Consider the following 18,810-nt stretch of genomic DNA (forward strand, 5'->3'; position numbering starts at 1 on the left):
GGCCGGCGAGGCTTTCGCGCCAGCCGGACGCGCGGCAGGCGCGGCAGCGGCGGGCTGCGCGGCCGGGGCGGGTTCGCCACTTTGCTCACGCTCCAGCGCCTGCGGGGTCATCGTCTTGACCTTGACCTCCAGCACCCCGTCGATCGCCTCGACCTTATCGTAGACGGCGTCTTCGATCGCGAAGCGCTCCTCGCGGGCGCGGCCCTTGGGCATCACCAGGGTGATGTCGGCCACGCCGGCTTTGACCTCAACCTGCTCGACCAGGTGGGTGTCCACGATGTTCTTGCCGCCCTGGCCCGGATCTTCGACGCCTTCGAGCGCCGCGATCACTTCACCTTTGATCGAAAAATCGTCTTTCATGCATGCCTCGAAAAGTTGGAATCTCGCCGCCGCTGACGCGCGCATCGCTGCGCGGCGCCGCGATTGCCGGCCGAAGGCCTCCGTCCCGGAGCTCCGCAAGCGGGGTGGTCGTAATCACCAGCCCGGCCGATTCAATACTGTGAATAAAAGGGGGAAAAGACGCCCTCAGGCGCCCTGATCGGGATGGTTGGGGCAGGCCGGGATCTGACACTCCGCGTAGAGCTCGATCTTCTTGCGCCGCACCTGATACTGCATCTTCTCGGCGATGGCCTGGATGCGCTCGTTGAGCCCGTCGTCGTTAAACTCGATGATCTTACGGCAGTCCACGCAGATGAGGTGGTCGTGCTGCGGATCCTGGTTGTGGATCGGATCGTAGCGCGTCTGCCCGTCACCGAAGTCTTTGGGGAGCGCAAAGCCCTGCTCCACCAGCAACTTCAACGTGCGATACACCGTGGCGTATCCGATGCGCGGCTGGTGTTCGCGCACATCCTCCAGCAGCTCGTCGGCGCTGATATGCTTGTCGAGCCAGAAGAAACGCTCGACGATCACGTCACGCTGCTTGGTCGACTTGAGCCCGGCCTCCTGAAGACGCTCCGAGAATGCCTCCATCGCCTCGGCCACGCGGGCCTCTCGCTCTTCTAACGACTGTTCAGCCACGATACTTTGCCTGGGATATAATGATGAACTGATCACGGGCCCGCGCGTCTCACCGGGCACCGGGGGTGGGCCGGGGAGTTCTTTCCCGGACCGAATCCTGTGGTGGAGCCCGAGTTTAGCGCCCGATGGGGCGAGCAAAGCGCGCTCCGCGAGCGCAATCTACGCAAAGGCTCGCCCGGTGACAACACCCATCCCCCGCCGGCCATTTCGGCGCGCGCCCAAGCGGAGCCTCGACACCCGGGCCAACCCGCGTTACATCGGCCTCTGTGGTCCGCCGCGACCTCCCCCTTCCCCCCCTTGAGGAGTGTGCACATGTCTCTCTCGGCCATCTGTGTCTATTGCGGCTCGAGCCCCGGCACCCACCCCGGCTTTCTCGAAGGCGCGCGGGCGATGGGCCAGGCCTTGGCGGCTCGCCAGAGCGCGCTGGTCTACGGCGGCTCGCGCTACGGGATGATGGGCACGATCGCCGACGCGATCCTGGAAGCCGGCGGCCAGGCCATCGGCATCCTGCCCCGCGGGCTGGCCACCAAAGAGGCCGGCCACCCCGGGCTCACCGAGCTTCATATGGTGGGGAGCATGCACGAGCGCAAGGCGATGATGATCGAGAAGAGCCAGGGCTTTATCGCCATGCCCGGCGGCATGGGCACCCTGGAGGAGCTCTGCGAAGTCATCACGTGGTCGCAGCTGGGCATCCACCGCCGCCCCATCGGTCTGCTCAACCTGGAGGGGTACTACGATCCCTTTCTGACCTTCCTCGACCACGCCGTGGCCTGTGGCTTTCTCAAGGCGGAGCACCGCGAGCTGGTGCTCGTCGACGCTTCCCCCGATGCGCTGCTGACGAAGATGGAGGCCTTCGAGTGGCCGCTGACGCAGATCTGGATGGATCAGAGCGAGATCTGAGCGAAGCCCGGCGGAAACTCACGTATGCAGAAGCCTGCCCGCGTTGCGTTCAAGCCACGCCCACGCTGTATACCACCGCCGCGACGATGCCGTAGATGATGTGCAGGATGACCAGAAAGACCGGCATCCCCACCCCGATGTTATGACCAAAAAACCCCGGGGCGCTGAGCACCTCACCAGGCCCCATCCGCGGGTGCACCGCCGGCAAAAGCCCCAGCCCGGCGCCGACCACCACGCCGTGGAGCACGCCGAAAAATGCCCCCCAGGCGGCCGCGGCACCAACCACCTCGACGGCCCCTACAGCGCTCAATAAGAGCGCATAAGTCAGACCGAAGATCGCGCCCATAAAGAGGTGCACTGTGATCCCGATCAGATACACCAGGTAGTGGTCCCGGTCCGGCACGAAGAGCAGCCCGATCGCCCGCACCATATCGGTCGAGAGTCCCATCACACGCCCGGCGACCATCGCCATCGTCATCAGCACCACGCCCACCACCCCGGCAAGTACCGCCTGCGTCCAGATAATCTCCATGCTCGCTCCTGGCCATCACCCTGTGGAGAGCGTCCGCTCCGTGGTCTTTTTTAGAAGCTAACCACCTCGCTTCGTCCTTCAATTTAGCGGTCCAGCGGCTACCTTGACCCCCTTATAGGTGCGTGCTAGCGTCCGCCCCCCTTGGCTGTGGAATTTTTCCCTGTTCGGCTCGATAGGCTTCCTATGAAATGCTCGCGTTCGTTCTCTGGTGCATGTTTGATTCTGGCTCTGGCCCTGCCCTCCTCTCTGGTGGCCCAGGAAGACGCCGAAGGTGATGCGCCGGTGCCCACGGAGGCGCCCGCCACCGATGACACGCAGCCCGCTGAGGAGAGCGAGGACGCACAGCCCACGGCAGACGACGATGGCGAGCAAGACGCTGAGCCTGCCGAAGACGACGCCAGCGCGGCCGAAGAGCAAGAACAAGAGCCCGTAGAGCAGCCCCCCGCCGAAGACGACGCTCCCGAGCTCGTGCAGCAGCCCTCCGCAGACGACGCGACCGAAGAAACCACGACCGAGGAGACCGGCGACGACTGGCCCGAGGACGACTTCTCGGACTTCGACGAGATCGCCGAAGACATCGATTTTGTGCCCGCCGCGGCCATCGACGACGCGATGCTCGACCGCCTCACCCCCCTGGCGAGTTTCCCTTACGTGGAGGTCTCCGGGCACCTGCGCACGCGCAGCCGAGCCCGTGTCGGATTCGACCTGGGAACCGGTGGCACCTCGGCGGTCCTGCCGCCGCTGGAGACGGTGAGCCCTTCCGACGCGCCGGCCAACCCGGAGGCGAGCAACCTCTGGACCACCGATCTCCGCCTGCGTCTGGCGCCGACCTTCCACATCTCCGAGACGCTGCGGGTGCACACCGAGGCCGACCTTCTCGACACCATCGCGCTCGGCGCCGACCCGCGTCACAGCTACTTCGTCGAAGGCATGCCCGGGGCCGACGCTCGCCTGCTCGGCGGCTACAACGGCGCCCCCTCGTTGCTCACGGTGCGTCAGGCCTATGGTGAGGTCGATGCCTTCTTCGGCACGCTCTCGGCCGGTCGTATGCTCAACCACTGGGGCCTGGGCATCCTGGCGAACGGCGGCCAGTGCGACGACTGTGACTTCGGCGACGTGGTCGACCGCGTCGCGCTGCGCACGAGCTTCTGGAACTTCAACATCCTGGCCGCCTACGACTTCGCCGGCGCCGGTCTCACCAGCGACTCGCTGGGCTTTGCCCACGGCACCCCTCACGAGCTCAGCCGCCTCGACGGCACCCACCAGTGGACCGCCCAGGTCTGGCGAGCCCCGATCAGCCGCGCCGATCGCGAACGCCAGGCGCACGCGCTCTACACCACGCGCCGCCCCGTCTTTAACGGTGGCCTCTACGTCAGCGGTCGTCACAACCGCGGCCAGGCCAACGTCGATGAGAGCGGCCTGAACACCGTCGCGCCCCCGGAGCTGACCTACCGCGGACTGGACATCTACTCGGCCGACCTCTGGGGCCAGATGCTCTGGGAGCCGGCCGACGATCGCCGCATCCGCCTGGAGCTCGAAGCGCTGGGCATCTTCGGCAACATCGACAACACCACCTCGGCCGCCGTCGGCTTTGATCCCGACCAGACCGGCAGCGTCAACTGCTTTGATGAAGCCTCCCGCGAGGCCAACCCCGGGGCCTGCTCCACCGACGCCGACGGCAACGTGACCTCCAAGTCCGTCTCGCAGTTCGGGCTGGCGCTGGAGTCGGAGTTCTATTTCGGCGGGCCGATCACCTTCGGCCTCAATGCCGGCCTTGCCTCCGGCGGCGAGAGCCCCAACTGGGGGTATGGCGAGAGCGCGGCAAACCAGCTCGACTTCATGCGCTTTAGCCCCGACTACCACCTCGATCTGATCCTCTTCCGCGAGGTCATCGGCACGGTCACCAACGCCACCTACGCCAACCCCTACGTGATGGCGACCTTCCTGGACAGCGGCCTGCAGCGCATGGAGTTTCAGCTCGACGCCATCGCCTCGCGCGCGCTCAACGCCGCCGGCACCCCCTCCGGCGAGCCCTGGCTGGGACTGGAGTTCGACGCCTCGCTGCGCTACCTGGCGACCGACACCTTCCTGGCGGCGATCGACGCCGGCGTGCTCTTCCCCTTCGCCGGCCTGGCCGCCGAGGTGGACCGCCCCCGCTTCAACCACTACGGCGACCTGGGCCCCTTCGGTGAATCGGTCGACCCCGGCCTGGCCTGGACGCTTCAGGGCCGCCTGATGTGGAAGTTTTAATCCCGAAGATATCTCGCCACGACGCGCCCATTGAGGCGCGTCGTGCTGCGTTTGGCGCAAGCTCAACGGTGCGCCTGGCGACCATCGCTGTCACCCTGGTGGCCGTGACCACGACGCTACCAGGGTGCGCCGCGCTGCGCGCGCCCCTTGCAACCCCGCCCTCTGAGACGGTCCGCCTGAGTGTGGAGCGCGTCAGCGAGCAGGGTCTTTTTTTGCGCATCGTGCCGGCGCAGACGCCGGCGCCCGGGGCGCTGCGCCTGGAGCGCAGCTGCGCCCGGGATAACCCGGCACCTCTTTATGACATCGCGCTCAACCCGGCCCAACAGCAGGCCTGGGAGCGCGGCGCGCTGGAGCTGCGCGACGCCGAGGTCGGCGCCTGCCCCGATCTGCGCTACACCCTGGCCCTGGCCACCACAGCCGAGGGCTCCTGGGAGCTCGCCACAGCCCTGGAGACAAGCTCCAGAGAGCTTCCGCCCCCACCAGCCAACCTGAGCGCGGAAGCGACGCCTGAGGGCGTAAGGCTGCGTTGGGAGCCATCTGGGAGGTGGGGCGTGCGCCTGATGCGCCGTTCGCTGGCAGCGACCTCCCCCGATGCGCCTGCCCCCTGGGAGCCCCTGGTCGCGCTGGAGGGCCCCTCCCCGGGCACCTACCTCGACGCCAGCGCTCGCCCCGGGGAGGCCTACGCCTACATCGCCCAGCACGTCGACCCGGCACCGCCGGCGCCCCACCTCGGAGCCTTCGGCTCACCGGTCTACGCCGCTCGCTGACCGGCACGCTGACCGGCCGGCTTGGCACCCGACCACCCCGCACCTATACTTGCGCGCAGTCACTCTACGACATCTCCCCGGGCCGCCCGTTCCATCACCCGCGGCCCGTCGCTCCTTCGATCTGTGCCCCCCGGCCTCCAGATGACGCGCTTTCGAGAACGCTACGAAGAGATCTACACCCTGCTCACCCGCACCGAGCTGCAGCAGGGCTCGGCCGGCTTCGATGAGCTCAGCGCGCTGCCCGACCTCTTCGGGCAGGACGACGAGCTCTGGCTGGGCTTCTACACCGAGGATGGCTTGCGCATCGCGCTGGAGAAGTACGGCTTTATGCGCGACCTGGAGCGCATCGGCTTTCGCGATCGCCGCCTGGAGCTGCGCACCGACGACCCCGATGAACACCTGCTGCGCATCTGGAGCGACAAGCCCCGCTGCGACGCCCCCCTGGTCGAGCTGGTGGTGCGCCGCGACTTTTTACAGGCCCCGGGCCTGGGCGATCAGCCCACCACCCATATCCCGGTGCTCAACATCGAGTGGCTGCTCCTGCAAAACCCCGCCACCGACTTCAGCCCGGAGCGCCCCCCGCTGCCCGGCCAGCGCTACCCCGGTCTGGGCGTGGGCCCCCAGGTCCTGGAGCTGCTGCGAAACGTCTGCCAGCGCCTGGAGCTCGGCGCGCTGGTTACCGTGCCCTCCTACTTTCATAACGCGATCTTCTACAGCGAGGAGTTTCGCCACTTCGACCCCTACTGGCAGGGCGCCTTTCTCGCCCTGTGCCGCGACGTGATGCCCCAGGCCGCAGGCTCGGTGGCCGCCTCCTCCTGGGGGCTCTACTGGGAGATGGTCGAGAACAAAAACGCCCCCGAAAAGCAGCCCTTCGACTGGTTCCAGCAGCTGATGGTCTACCCCATCTCCGAGCGCCTGCGCGCCTACTTTGAGACCCGCGACTACCAGCGCGAGGTTCAGCAGGGATTAAGCGATCACGACTTCGCGCTGCACACCGAGCCCTTAACGCAGACGCTCGCAGCCCGGGGGATCTCCCCCCTGAACAGCGAGCGCATCGACGCCTGGATCGACGACGTCTGAGACAAAAAAAGACCCGGCACGCGCCGGGCCTTTTCTCGTTTTAGAGCGGGGCGATGAAGGCGGAGTAGGCGGCCTTCATACCCAGGTAAATCAAGATCGTGGAGCCGCCGGCCACCGGCAGGGTGTAGACCCACGATTTGACGATGTTCCAGATGATCCCCAGGTTGAGCGCCGTCATCCCGCGCGCAAAACCCACCCCGATCACCGCGCCCACGACTGTATGCGTCGTCGAGATCGGTAGCCCCAGCCAGCTGCCCATCAAAATGGTCGACGCCGCGCCGAACTCCGCGGCAAACCCGCGCGAGGGGGTGATCTCGGTGATCTTGGTTCCAATCGTCTCAATGACCTTGTAGCCGTAGGTCGCCAGACCGATCACAATCCCGAGTCCGCCCAGCAGGAGCACCCAGGTAGGCACCGGAACCTTCGCCGTGATCATGCCCTCATTGAAGGTGCCCACGATCGCGGCCAGCGGCCCGATGGAGTTGGCCACATCGTTGGAACCGTGCGCAAAGGCCACAAAACACGCCGTGGCGATCTGCAGGTAGCGAAACACCTTCTCCACCCGCGCCACGTGCAGGTCGGGATCATCGCCGGAGGGCTCCTCGATCTTACGCACGAAGAGCCAGCTGATCGCCGAGCCCACCACGCCGACGAGTGCCGAGAGCAGCCAGATCTGCACCGTGCCAATCCCGTAGGACTCCAGATCGACGCCGGGCATACCCTTGACGAAGATCACAAGCCCCAGCACCAGAAACACCGGGAAGACCAGCACCGGGCTCCAGCGCTTGACCGCCGCCACCGGGTTCTCCGCATCGAAGATCATCTTTCGCACAAGCGAGAACACGAGATACGCCAGGATGCCGCCGGTCAGCGGACTCACCGCCCAGCTGCTCACGATCTTGGCCAGCGTGCCCCACTGAATGTACGAAGGCCCCACCGCCACAAGACCGAAGCCGGTGATCGCACCCACGATCGAGTGCGTCGTGGAGACCGGCCAGCCCAGCATCGCCGCCAGGTGCAGCCACACCGCCGCCGAGATCAGCGCCGCGAGCATCCCCAGCATAAAGAGCGTCGAGCCCTCCGCCGTACCGACCACCGCCGCATCATTAAAGAGCAGAGGATCGATGATGCCCCGGCGCATCGTATCGGTGACCGACGCCCCGGCGATAAACGCCCCGGAAAATTCGAAGATCGCGGCGATGATCACCGCCTCTTTAAACGAGATGGCTTTCGAGCCGACGCTGGTGCCCATGGCGTTGGCTGCGTCATTGGCGCCAATGCTCCACGCCATATAAAAGCCAAACGCAATGGCCACCCAGAGGATCAGTTCCACACCCATGGAGTTACGCTCCCGGTACTACGGTTCGCTGATCGCTGCCCGGCCTCCCTCACAAGGTAAGGCCCGGGCAGCGGGCTGCGCGCCGAAGTTCGGAGCGCAGCGGGTTGATTGCTCGGAACTTATTTGGACATGAAGAGGCGCAGGCGGTTGCCCATCTTCTCGGCCGCGTTGGCCATGTCGCCCACCTTGTTGAAGATCTTGTTCCAGATCAGCAGGCTGCCCGGCTTGATGTCGTCTTCCATCCCGAAGAGCAGTCGCGCCAGCGCGTCCTGCACCAGGTCGGCCTCGTGCTCCAGGCGGTTGAGCTCATCGATCATCAAGAGCACCCGCTCGGCCTCCGGGCCGGTGAAGCTGACGTCGGCCAGAACCTCGAGCGCGTCGACGATCTCCACGGCCTTATCGACGGTGGTCATCACCCGGCGGAGCAGCTTCTTGAGCTGAGGCACAAGCTCGGGGTGCGGCTCCATCTTGCGCAGCGTAAAGAGGATGCCCACGTCTTCGGCGTTGTCGGCGATCGCATCGAGCGAGGCCAGCACGTCGAGCAGGTCGCGGCGGTCCACCGACATAAAGATCGTCTTGGGCAGGCTGTCGCGAATGCGCGTCTTGACCACGTCCACCTCATGCTCAAGGTGGCTGATGTTCTCGGCGATCGCTTTGACCTTGTCCTGATCCCCTTCAAAGACTGCGTCGAAGAGCACAGGCACCTCATCGGCGCACTCCTTGACCTTGTGGGCCATCTCTCGGATATACGGGAAGGGACTTTTGGCGAAGAGACCGAAGATTGAACGGACCATCATGGACTACCTGTGGTGGAAAGGGTTCACCGACAAAAAACGCTTACGGGCGTTTCACTTGGCGATTCTCACATCAAACTTCTTTTCGCCCCGGGGCGATGCGGCGAAGCATAGAGTGTCGCTATGGACTGTCAACAAGCTCGTGGATGGATCATGACTCGAAGGAAAGATTGTTTCAGCAGCGTCACAATTGCGTTGCTTCTCTGCGGGCTGAGCCTGCCAGCTGTGGCGCAGGAGAGCGCGCCAGCGGCCGAGACCCCGGACTACAGCCAGCATCGGGTGCGATCGTCGGCGGGGCTTGTAGCCGCCGATCACCAGCTGGCCTCGGAGGCCGGCGCGGCCATGCTCGCCGCCGGTGGTAACGCCGCCGACGCCGGCGCCGCAGCGATGCTGGCCGTCGGGCTTACCAACCCCTTCGCCTCCGGCCTCGGCGGCGGAGGATTCTGCCTCTACCGAGAAGCAGACACTGGCGAAACCACCGTCATCGATTACCGTGAGCGCGCTCCGGGTGCGGCCCATCGCGATATGTACCTGGTCGATGGCGAGGCCGATCCTCAGCTCGCCCGCCACGGCGGGCTGGCCGTCGGCGTGCCCGGCGAAGCTGCGGGCATCTGGTCGCTGCACGGGCGCTTCGGTCAACTCGACTGGGAGCGCATCGTCGACCCGGCGCTCAACCTCGCCAGGGAGGGCTTTCCGGTGGGAGCGACGCTGGCGCGACACCTTCAGACCCTGGCCCCCACACTCGAAGAGTGGCCCGAGCTCAAAGCCGTCTTCACCCGCGAGGACGGCGAACTTGTCGAGGAGGGTGACATTCTTGTGCGCGAAGATCTGGCCCGCGCCCTGGAACTTCTTCGCGACGAGGGCGTGAAGCCCTTTTACACCGGCGCCATCGCTGAGGCCTCAGTTGAGGCGGTGCAGCAGGCCGGCGGCATCCTCACCCTCGACGATCTCAAACGCTACCAGGTCGCCATCCGCGAGCCGGTCACCGGCACCTACAACGATTTTGAGATCATCTCGATGCCCCCGCCCTCCTCGGGCGGCGTCGCGCTGATCGAGGCCTTTAATATTCTGGAAGGCTTCGAGCTTGAGTCCCAGGCCTGGGACGCCCCGGCCATTCACCTGATCGTCGAAGCGCTCAAACACGCCTTCGCCGACCGCGCCGCCCACCTGGGCGACAGCGACTTTGTCGACGTCCCCGTCGAGCGACTCATCTCCAAAGAGTATGCCGCCCAGCTCCGAGAGACCATCGAGTTCAACAGCACCAAACCCATCGACGCCTACGGATCGACCGCCCCCTCCGACGATCCCCCCGGCACCTCCCACTTAAGCGTCGTCGATGCCGCCGGCAACATGCTCGCCTGCACCACCACGATCAACACCCGCTTCGGCTCGCTGGTCTACGATCCGGACTTCGGGCTTATCTTCAACAACGAGATGGCCGACTTCAACATCGCCCCCGGCCAGCCCAACCTCTACGGCCTGATGGGCAACGAGCAAAACGCCGTCGCCCCCGACAAACGCCCCTTAAGCTCGATGAGCCCCACCCTGGTGCTCAAGGAGGGCGAGCCCTTTATGAGCCTCGGAGGCAGCGGCGGGCCGACCATCATCACCGGCACCTACTTCACCATGGTCGCCACGATGATCTTCGGCCGCGATCTTCTCGACGCCGTCAGCGGCCCGCGCATGCATCATCAATGGTTGCCCGAGCAGCTCTTTGTGGAGTTCGACAACCTCCCCTTCGCCCCGGGCCTTGTCGAGCGCGGCCACCAGCTGCAGACCCGCCGCGCCTACAACGCGGTGCAGGCCATCATGCGTCAGCCCGACGGCAGCTGGACCGCGGTGAGCGACCCGCGCAAAGGCGGCATCCCCGCCGCCCCGGCACCCTCTGAGTCCACCGAAGATCATCAGCCCCAGGCGGAGTAATCGTGGAGAACCTTCAAGGCGGCACCCTGGCGCTGGAACATCGCTACCACCTCGATCGGCGCATCAGCACCGAGAGCCTCATCTCGCGCTATGCGGCCACCCAGGAGCCTTTCGGGCTCCCGGTGCAGGTCGTGATCTTCGAGGGGCTCCCCGAGGCCGGCGCCGAAGATGCGCTCATCGAACGCATCCGCAACAGCGCCGAGCGCGCCAGCCATCAGCGCATGGAGGGCGTCCTCTCGGTGGTGGATTTCGGCGAGCTGGAGCGCGGCGTCCCCTTTGTCATCGAGCAGAGCGCCGCGGGCACCTCCCTTGCGGCGGTGCTGGAGCGCCGCGGCACCCTCCCCCCCACAGAAGTGGTGCAGCTCGTCGAGCGTCTGGCCGCCATTTTGGAGCGCGCTCACAAGCGCGAGCTCTTCCACGGCGCGCTCACCGCCCGCTGGGTGCGACTTCCCGAGGGCCCCGACGCCTTTGAGCGCGCCACCCTCTCCTTCTTCTCCGTCGGCCTCACCCTGGCCGAGCTGCGCGCGCTACCGCACGCCGCCCTCACCACCGATCTCGTCGACGCCTACGCCCCGGAGATCTTCGCCGGGGATGAGGCCCCAGACCCGGCGGCCGCCGACCAGTGGGCGCTGGGGGCCCTGGCCTACCGCGCCCTCTGCGGCGTGCACCCCTACTTCGACGATCCCATCGACGCCAGCGAAGGCCTGGTGCGCATCGCCTCGGAGCCCGCGCCCAAACTCGAAGAGCTCGGCGTCGAAGAGGCCATCTCCTCGGTCATCGATCGCGCTCTGCAGCGCGATCCGGCCCGACGCTGGCCTGCCCTCTCCGACTTCGCCCGTGAGCTGCGCCTTGCGGTTCACGGCCCCGATCCCGACACCGCGCAAGCCTCCCCCCCCTCGCCGGCGGCCGCGCCCCCTGCCGAGAGCGAAGCGCTCGACGAGCAGCCCGACGCAACCGCCCTCCCGCAACCCCCGCGCGGCCCGACGTCGGTCAGCCCTCGCCCCAGCGGCTACCTGCTCACCCTGGCGCTGGCCCTCTTCATCCTCTCCAACCTGGGCTGGTTCTTCTTTGCCATGGGCAAACCCGCCGACGACGCCCAGAGCCAGCCTGAAGGCCCCACAGCCCAGGTGCTGACCTCCGGGCTGCAGATCCACTCCGAGCCCCCCGGCGCCCGCCTCTACACCCTGAGCCCCGAGAGCGGCGAGGAGCGCCTCCTGGGTGCCACCCCCCAGGCCCTGACCGATTTTGTCTTTGAGGGGCAGCAAGGTGTCGATTTTGTCCTGCGCCTGGAGGGCTACCAGGATCAAACTCTGCGGGTCGAAGAGTCCCTCGCCGGCCAGGATCTGCGCATCACCCTGCAGCCCGACGATCGCTGACCTTCCGGTAAGATCACCCGATCCTCGCTAGTTTTAGCCCCAAAGATGCCTCCAGTGCCCCTGGAGGCATTTTTTTTCAATTATTTTTTACAGTGTGGTTGACATTTTCCACCGAGGCTGTAATTTAGACTGCGTAAGGCGCGAAGCACCGAGACAAAAGGTGACAGGTTCCAGTAACACTGATACTTTACAGTCTCTTCGGAATAGAAAGCTGGCCGCTTCAGTTTTACATCGTGAGTACGCAAGAAAGGCCGCGTGTTCTGTCGTGTGCGAGGTAGGTTGCATCCTTCCCCATATCTTCCTGATATCCCACCCCATTTCCTTCCTGGAAATCCTACCAAAATCCCTCCTACTTACTTCGCACACGAGAGCACACGCGGCTCAAAAAGCGAGGCCCCTCCCAGGGGCCTCGCTTTTTTTCTTGGTAGAATTTTCCAGCACACCTGTTACGCCTTACGCCGCACACGCTGGCGACTCCGCCCTTGCCAGCCCGCCCGCCCCCGGCCAGAGTGCCCGCGCCGAGTTCCCGCCCGCAGATCGGTCCGCGTTGACCTCGGGTGACGTCGTAAGATGCACGTCTTCTTCCCCTGCGACCTTGTGTGATGTGTAGAGCCCCCAGGAGCCTCCCAGATGAGCCCAGCACGCTACGCCGACGAAACCATCGCCTACGTCCCCCGCGACGAGCTCAAAGCCCTCGGCGCGCTTGAGCATGGCTTCTGGACCGACGCGCAGGCACGGCTCTACGCCGAGCTGGCCGGCCGCCTGCGCTGGGGCGCGCGCGCGCCGCTCGAAGAGGATCCGACCCGCAAGCAGCTCATCCCCTACGTGGTGGTCCACAACGACACCCACATCTTTCGGCTGCGCCGCCTGCCCACCCAGGGCGAAGCGCGCCTCCACGACAAACTCTCGGTGGGTGTCGGCGGGCATATCGCCCGCGACAAAAAAAGCGACGCCCCCCCCGAGCTGCGCCGCCCCGACGACGCGCTGTGGACCGGCATGCTCGTGGAGCTCTACGAGGAGCTCTTCATCGATCACCCCCTCACTCTGACCTACCGGGGGCTGATCAACGACGACACCAACGAGGTCGGCCAGGTGCACCTGGGCGTCGTCTTCAGCGCGTACCACGCCACGGACCCCGCGCAGATCCGCGTGCGCGAGACCGACAAGATGGTCGGTGAATGGGTCGATCCGGCCGAACTTCAGGCGAAGATGGATGCGCTGGAGAGCTGGAGTCAGCTCGTCGCACACGAGGCGCTAACCTGGCTTAACCCCGCACTCTGAGCCAACCTCTCGCCGCTCCCCCCACGCACTTAAGACACTTAAATCGCTCTCGTCGCCTGACGTACTCAAGCCGGGAGCGGCTCGCCAACAAAGGCCTCATGCAGCGCGTTGGCGCCAGCTTCGACCTGCCCGGCCTCCACGATCCAACTCAGGCGCGCAAGGCTCGCGCTCAGCCCCAGGGTCGCCACACCGGCCTCGCGCAGCGCCGCCTCCCCGAGGCGGCTCCAGCGCGTCTGCCCGCCGACACCCAGCCCCACCACGCTGATCATTCCCGGCTGGCTGACCTCCACATCCGCGCCGAGCGCTCGCAGTGACGCCTCCAGCTCCGCCACCCCGTGCACATCATCCAGCCCGATGAAGGCGTCCAGGCTGCGCCCCGGCTGCCAGCTGAAGCTCACCGTCGCCAGCGCCTCGATCGCCTCGGCGACCCGATCCGCGCTGGCCTGAGCACACACCCGAAGACCACGCCGAATATGGCTGACCGCCACCGCCGGCCGGCCCTCTTCAAGGCGCGTGAGCTCCGCCTGCGGAAGATCCACCCGCACCACCGTGCCCCCCTCCCCGCGCATCTGGGTGCTGCGGGCGTAGAGCGCGATCTGGGCGCGGCGCGCAAACTCCACGGCCTGCTCATTGAGCACTTTTGCCCCGGCGCGGGCCATCTCCTGCATCTCCTCGTAGCTCAAGCTCTCCAGCTGGCGCGCGCTGAGCACGACCCGCGGATCGGCGCTGAAGACCCCGTCGACATCGCTGTAAATCTCGCAGGCCTCCGCCCCCAGCGCCGCCGCCAGAGCCACCGCCGTAGTGTCACTGCCGCCGCGGCCCAAAGTCGTCACATCGCGGCGATAACTCGTGCCCTGAAAGCCGGCCACGATCACAATGCGCCCCTGCGCCAGCTCATCCTGCACCCGAAAGGGCCGCACATCGATGATGCGCGCGTTGGAGTGGCTGGCCGTCGTGATGATCCCGCACTGCGATCCGGTCAGGCTCACCGCCTCATGCCCGCGCGCCTGAATGGCGATCGACATCAACGCCATGCTGATGCGCTCGCCGACCGAGAGCAGCATATCGAGCTCGCGCCGCGACGGGCTGGCCGCAAGCTCGTTGGCCATCCCCAGCAGGTCATCGGTGGTGTCGCCCATCGCCGAGACCACAACCACCACCTGGTAGCCGCGCTCCCGCGTGGCGACAATCGCCTCGGCGACCTGCCGAATCTTGCCAAGATCTGAGAGTGAGGATCCCCCGAACTTCTGAACGATCACCTTCAAAGCGCACACCTTCTAAGCTGGCGGTCGTCCCGCACCGCTCGCCAGTCGAGCAGCACGGTGCACCCGGCATCACGCCGACGCAGCGCGTCAGCGGCCCTGGAGCTTAGCAGGTTTTTGCGCTCACGCACCCTTCGCCCACACCTACTAAGGTTTCACCAGCTTGAGCACCAGCGGAAACGCCGCCGCAAAGCCGGCGAGCAACCCGCCACCGAACTGCACGAAGATGGCAAGTCCGATGCTTCCGCCGAGCGCGCTGGCCACCACCGCGCCCAGCGTGCCCAGCGCCACCAGGCCGAACCCGGCTGACGCGATCGGGCGCGACACCGGCAAAAAGGGCAGAAGAATCGCCAGCACGCCCATCACCGCCGGCACAAGCGCAAGCGCCGTCAACGCCCCGCCGCCGAGCACTCCCAGCGCCGTGGCCGCCACCAGGGTCACGCCCGCCATCACCCCGCAGACCTTCTGCAACGTGGCGACCAACGCCTCGGCGCTATCGCTGGCAGTCGGAGCGGCCGACGGCGCCGCCGGAGCCTGAGGCTGCGCCGCCATCGGCGCTCCCGCCTGGGGAGCATGTGCCGCAGGCGCCGGCGCTCCCGAGCCCTGAAACGCACTGTCAAAAGGTTGGCTCGCCACAGCCCCCGGCGCGGGGGCCGCCCCGAAGTTCGCACCGCCCGCCTGTGCCCCGAAAGGCTGCGCGGCAGACGCCGGCGCGGGCGTCGCCCCGAAGCTCGCATCGCCCGTCGGCGAATGATGCACCGGCGCGGGGGTCACCTCCGTAAAGGGCGCCGACGTGCGCTGAGGCTCAGGCTGCGCAGGCTCCACCCGGGGCAACGCCCCCGGCTCACTCGCTGCACGTTGCGGCGAGAGCGGCTCCAACGCCTCAACCTCCAGCTCCGGCACCTCGTCGTTCGTCGGTTCGGCCGCTGCACCGGGCTCGGGCAACGTGATGCCAAAGCGCGGCCCGGTGGCGCTACGTTGCCAGGGGTTCGCCCCGGCGGCCTGCGCCAGCGAAGGATTGCCCACATCGGTGTCGGCGTCCGGCTGCGTCAGCGCTTGCGGCGAAGGTGTCGACGCCGCCCCTGCCGAGCTCGTCGGAAACGCGGTGCGCGGACGGACTTCACCGCCAAAAGGCTGCTCGCGAAGCGGCTCACTGGCTCCGTTCCCCACCTGATAAGTCCCCGTCGTGCCGAGCACGCCGGAGTCCTCGGCCATCCCGCTGCCCGCGCCCTCGCCCTCCCGACCCCGACGCGCCACCTTGTACACGCCGCTTCGCGGCGTATCGCGGTTCTTCGAGCGCTCAAACGGGTTCTCCCGGGCCTCGCCAGCCGAGGGCTGACTGACCTGGCCCGGCATCACATCGGTATGAACATTGTCCACCCGAAGATCCTCGGGCGTGGGAAGCGGCGTCCGCTCGGCCTTCTGCACACTCTTCTTCAAGCGATCGCGCAGGCTCGGACCCTTGCTTAACTTCTCGGCCCCGGCCTGCAGCTGCGCCACACTCATCGCCTGCGTTGGCGCATCGTCTGCATCGCTCTGCATCCCGCCCACGCGCATCGCGCCGCCCCCCGACATCAGGTCGCTCTCCTCCTCCAGCGACATCCCCATCAGGGTGTGCAGACGCCCGCGATCTCCGCGCGCGCCCTCACTCTTATCGACCGACATGCTACCGCCGCCCGACTCCGGGTTGGCAAAATCGGTGGCCGAGAGCACCTGTGTGGCCAGGCCCTCGCTGCTCTCTTCGCCAAGGCCCCAGGCCGACATCACCTGACCCTCATCGGAGGGCTGCGAGCGGGCAATCGGCGTCGGTTGAGGCTCACGCCCGGGCGCGTTCGGCGTCAGCGGAGAGGGCATACCAAACGCCGTGGCGCGCGGATCGGCCTTCTGCGCGTCAAACGCCTGACGCAACTTCGCCGCGTCGACCTGACGGGTCGAATCATCCTCCGCCTCGCCAGACGCGGCATGCTGAAAAGGAAGATCGCTGGCCGAGACCATCGCCGTGCGCGCCTCATGCTCCCCGCTGCCTTCGCTCTCAGCGCCGCTGATCGCCGGCAGTCCAAAGAGCGTGCTCCGCGGCGCGGCCGCCGTGCGACCCTGCTGGATCGCCGCCTCGCTCTCCTCATCGAAGACCGCCGGAATCCCCATCATCGTCTGACGGGGCGCGCGCTCCTCAAAGACCTCCCCGCAGCCGGGGCAGGTCGATGCCTGAGGTTGCACACGGGCGTTGCATGATGGGCAAATCTTCACCGGCCTCTCCTGAGCGTTGCCGAAGCGTTGCGCTGTGCAGGGCGCACCGTCGCGCCCGCATGTCGATAACATGACACCACGTGGGTTCCTTCCTGCGCTTTGAACCATTGGCGCAAAGAAAGACCTCAGAACACTATGTCAAGTATCGAATTGTTATCATAGCCCCCCCGCACCCGAAAAGCGCCATCATTCCGGGAGGATGGCGAACCCTTCGGCAAACCCTTCGTCGCGCTTATTCCGCCTTGAGCGCCGCCTGCTGATGCTCGCGCAACAACCCGGCCACCGGCGCGCTGAGCTTCTGCTCCAGAAGATCCTGGTAAAACGCCGCGACCTCCTCGCTCTCCACGTACTCTCCCAGGCGGCTGAGCTGCGCGAGGTTGCCCGGGTTGATGTTGCGCTCCGGATCGTCGGCAAGGAAGGAGGCGTAGCACAGGAAGGCTTTCTGATACTGGCGGTCCGAAAAGAGCGCCAGCGCCAGCTCTTTTTGCAGCCCTTCGCGCTCCGAATCGTCGAGCGGCGTGGAGAGCTGGGTCTGAATCCACTCCACATAGCGCTGGTGCAGGCTGGCCGCCCGCCCCAACCGCTGCAACCCCTCCAGGGCCTTGGCGCGCCCCGCCTCAGCGCGGCGCTCGGCGAACGCCCGGGCAAACGCGTCAAAGGCTTCCTCCTTCTGGCGCAGCTTCACCTCATAGAGCATCGCCAGCACCAGAAAGACCTGCTGGCGCTCGTTCGGTGCCGAGAAGAGCTCGATGCCGTCCTCGTAAAGCGCGGCGAGCTCCTCCCAGGCCTGCTCTTTGATATAGCGCTCGCGCTGCTCATTGAGGATCGCAATCCGCGCGGCCAGATCATCGGTGGGGGCGGTCGTCTCCTCGCCGGCGTTGGCGCCATCCCCATCCTCCACCGCCGGCGGCGGGGTCTCCTCGGCCTCGCTCAAATCACTGCGCAGACGCGCCAGACGCTCATTAAGATCGCGGGTGCGCTCGGTCGGCTGTGAGGCTCGCCGAAACGCCCGGGCAGGCCCGGCGGCCTCTTCCGGTGCGGACTTCTCTTCGGTCAGCAAGATCGGATCGGAGCTCGGCTCAGCCAGCTCGCCATCGACCTCGTCCGCCTCACTGACCTCACTGACGTCACTGACCTCACTCGCTGACGAGGGCTCGGAGTCCTCCTCAAGCACGTCAATATCATCGAGGGAGACCTCAATGACCTGCGTCGAGCGCAGATCATCCTCCTGAAACGAGTTCGGGGCCTTCAGGATTTGGGTGGCCTCGCCAAAGTCGTCGTCATCCTCGTGACCGGAGTGATCCGAGACCTCCGAGGCCGCGCTGAGCACCTCGTCGATCGCCTCGCGCGCTCCCGGGGAGGTCTCCATCACCTCATCGATGACCTGAGTGGAGCGCAGATCATCGACCGGGGCCGGCCGTGCCGCAGCCTCCACATCCAACTGGAACATCGGCCGGGTCATCGGCTCGCGCTCCGCCTTGCTCTCCCCGCCCTGAAGCGCCTCGGCCAGCGCCCGCGACGCCCCCCGAAGCTCGGTGTAGAGGCGGCCCTGGTTGCGCAGCCTCCCCACAAAATCAGGGTTCAGAAGATCGATCACATCGCCCAGCGGCCCGAAGGGATCGCAGCTGGCCAGGAAGCGCTCCAGATCGCGAAAGACCTTATCGGCCCGCGAGAGTAGATCTTCGCCCAGACGCCCCTCGATCAACCCCTCGAAGATCGCCTCCAGCTCGCGCCCCAGCTCCGCGACCTCATCGAGGGTGCGCTCGGCCGCGCGCGATCCCCAGGGGTGGCGCACCGGGCGCACCGCCTCCAGGTACTGCGCCAGCACAAAGAGATGCAGCCGCGTGTACCCCCCCACCGCCTCAAAAGGGGCGAGCAACTTGCGCCGGGAGAGCTGCGAGAAGTCGACCTCGCTGAGCTCCAGACCGCATTGCGCAGCGAGGTGTTGAAATTGTGGGCTCGAAAGCGCCTGAAGTTCTCTTCGGATCACCGCTTGCCTCGTCGTCTGTCATCGCCTGGGCGGGCGCGTAGAGCGCGCTCTC

15 protein-coding genes are annotated in these 18,810 nt (G+C 66.4%); 7 read left to right on the top strand and 8 right to left on the bottom strand.

The genetic code is table 11. From position 1 onward, the window contains the following. Together FRC96_RS01980 and FRC96_RS01985 are read right to left on the bottom strand one after the other, a co-directional pair. Window positions 1-360: iron-sulfur cluster assembly protein (locus FRC96_RS01980; RefSeq protein ID WP_230469780.1), on the bottom strand; the 360-nt coding region annotated here is incomplete at its 3' end. Between the two features lie 165 nt (window positions 361-525). Beyond that, a complete protein-coding gene (locus tag FRC96_RS01985) occupies window positions 526-1,017 on the bottom strand; it encodes a Fur family transcriptional regulator (protein ID WP_146972364.1) in 492 nt (163 codons plus the stop codon). A gap of 312 nt (window positions 1,018-1,329) precedes the next feature. Between FRC96_RS01985 and FRC96_RS01990 the strand changes: the two genes are divergently transcribed. Beyond that, window positions 1,330-1,917 (top strand): TIGR00730 family Rossman fold protein, encoded by a 588-nt coding sequence (locus FRC96_RS01990; RefSeq protein WP_146972365.1) that lies wholly within the window; start codon window positions 1,330-1,332, stop codon window positions 1,915-1,917. Window positions 1,918-1,966: 49 nt separating this feature from the next. On the opposite strand, the gene FRC96_RS01995 is transcribed toward FRC96_RS01990, so the two are convergent. Then, window positions 1,967-2,449, bottom strand: a complete 483-nt coding sequence (locus tag FRC96_RS01995) for a hypothetical protein (protein WP_146972366.1) — start codon at window positions 2,447-2,449, stop codon at window positions 1,967-1,969. Between the two features lie 216 nt (window positions 2,450-2,665). On the opposite strand from FRC96_RS01995, the gene FRC96_RS02000 reads away from it, so the two are divergent. From FRC96_RS02000 to FRC96_RS02010, 3 genes are all read left to right on the top strand, one after another. After that, window positions 2,666-4,699 (top strand): hypothetical protein, encoded by a 2,034-nt coding sequence (locus tag FRC96_RS02000; protein ID WP_146972367.1) that lies wholly within the window; start codon window positions 2,666-2,668, stop codon window positions 4,697-4,699. Beyond that, a complete protein-coding gene (locus tag FRC96_RS02005; protein WP_146972368.1) occupies window positions 4,687-5,466 on the top strand; it encodes a hypothetical protein in 780 nt (259 codons plus the stop codon). Before FRC96_RS02000 ends, FRC96_RS02005 begins: the two co-directional genes overlap by 13 nt. Window positions 5,467-5,607: 141 nt before the next feature. Continuing rightward, window positions 5,608-6,546: a hypothetical protein gene (locus tag FRC96_RS02010; protein ID WP_146972369.1), complete on the top strand. Its 939-nt coding sequence runs from the start codon at window positions 5,608-5,610 to the stop codon at window positions 6,544-6,546. A gap of 40 nt (window positions 6,547-6,586) precedes the next feature. Here FRC96_RS02010 and FRC96_RS02015 read toward each other — a convergent pair whose 3' ends face one another. Beyond that, window positions 6,587-7,885 (bottom strand): inorganic phosphate transporter, encoded by a 1,299-nt coding sequence (locus FRC96_RS02015; protein WP_146972370.1) that lies wholly within the window; start codon window positions 7,883-7,885, stop codon window positions 6,587-6,589. A gap of 119 nt (window positions 7,886-8,004) precedes the next feature. Continuing rightward, the gene (locus FRC96_RS02020) at window positions 8,005-8,682 is read right to left on the bottom strand and encodes a TIGR00153 family protein (protein ID WP_115603773.1); all 678 of its coding nucleotides are present in this window, start codon (window positions 8,680-8,682) and stop codon (window positions 8,005-8,007) included. Between the two features lie 150 nt (window positions 8,683-8,832). Between FRC96_RS02020 and ggt the strand changes: the two genes are divergently transcribed. The 3 genes from ggt (at window position 8,833) to FRC96_RS02035 (ending at window position 13,259) form a co-directional block, all read left to right on the top strand. Beyond that, entirely contained in the window at window positions 8,833-10,602 is a 1,770-nt protein-coding gene (gene ggt / locus FRC96_RS02025) for a gamma-glutamyltransferase (protein ID WP_230469781.1), read from the top strand. Window positions 10,603-10,604: 2 nt separating this feature from the next. Beyond that, entirely contained in the window at window positions 10,605-11,978 is a 1,374-nt protein-coding gene (locus tag FRC96_RS02030) for a serine/threonine protein kinase (protein ID WP_146972372.1), read from the top strand. A 630-nt stretch (window positions 11,979-12,608) separates the two neighbouring features. Further along, window positions 12,609-13,259: a hypothetical protein gene (locus FRC96_RS02035; RefSeq protein ID WP_146972373.1), complete on the top strand. Its 651-nt coding sequence runs from the start codon at window positions 12,609-12,611 to the stop codon at window positions 13,257-13,259. A 65-nt stretch (window positions 13,260-13,324) separates the two neighbouring features. Here FRC96_RS02035 and FRC96_RS02040 read toward each other — a convergent pair whose 3' ends face one another. The 3 genes from FRC96_RS02040 to FRC96_RS02050 all read right to left on the bottom strand — a co-directional run bounded on the left by FRC96_RS02040 (window position 13,325) and on the right by FRC96_RS02050 (window position 18,758). After that, on the bottom strand, window positions 13,325-14,518 hold the full coding sequence (locus FRC96_RS02040; protein ID WP_230469787.1) for an aspartate kinase: 1,194 nt from the start codon (window positions 14,516-14,518) through the stop codon (window positions 13,325-13,327). Window positions 14,519-14,668: 150 nt separating this feature from the next. After that, window positions 14,669-16,768 carry a hypothetical protein gene (locus FRC96_RS02045; protein WP_146972375.1) on the bottom strand — a complete coding sequence of 700 codons (2,100 nt, stop codon included), beginning with the start codon at window positions 16,766-16,768 and terminating at the stop codon, window positions 14,669-14,671. A gap of 232 nt (window positions 16,769-17,000) precedes the next feature. Further along, on the bottom strand, window positions 17,001-18,758 hold the full coding sequence (locus FRC96_RS02050) for a hypothetical protein (protein WP_146972376.1): 1,758 nt from the start codon (window positions 18,756-18,758) through the stop codon (window positions 17,001-17,003). Between the last annotated feature and the right edge of the window lie 52 nt (window positions 18,759-18,810).

The sequence above is a fragment of the Lujinxingia vulgaris genome, from assembly GCF_007997005.1.
GTDB lineage: Bacteria > Myxococcota_A > Bradymonadia > Bradymonadales > Bradymonadaceae > Lujinxingia.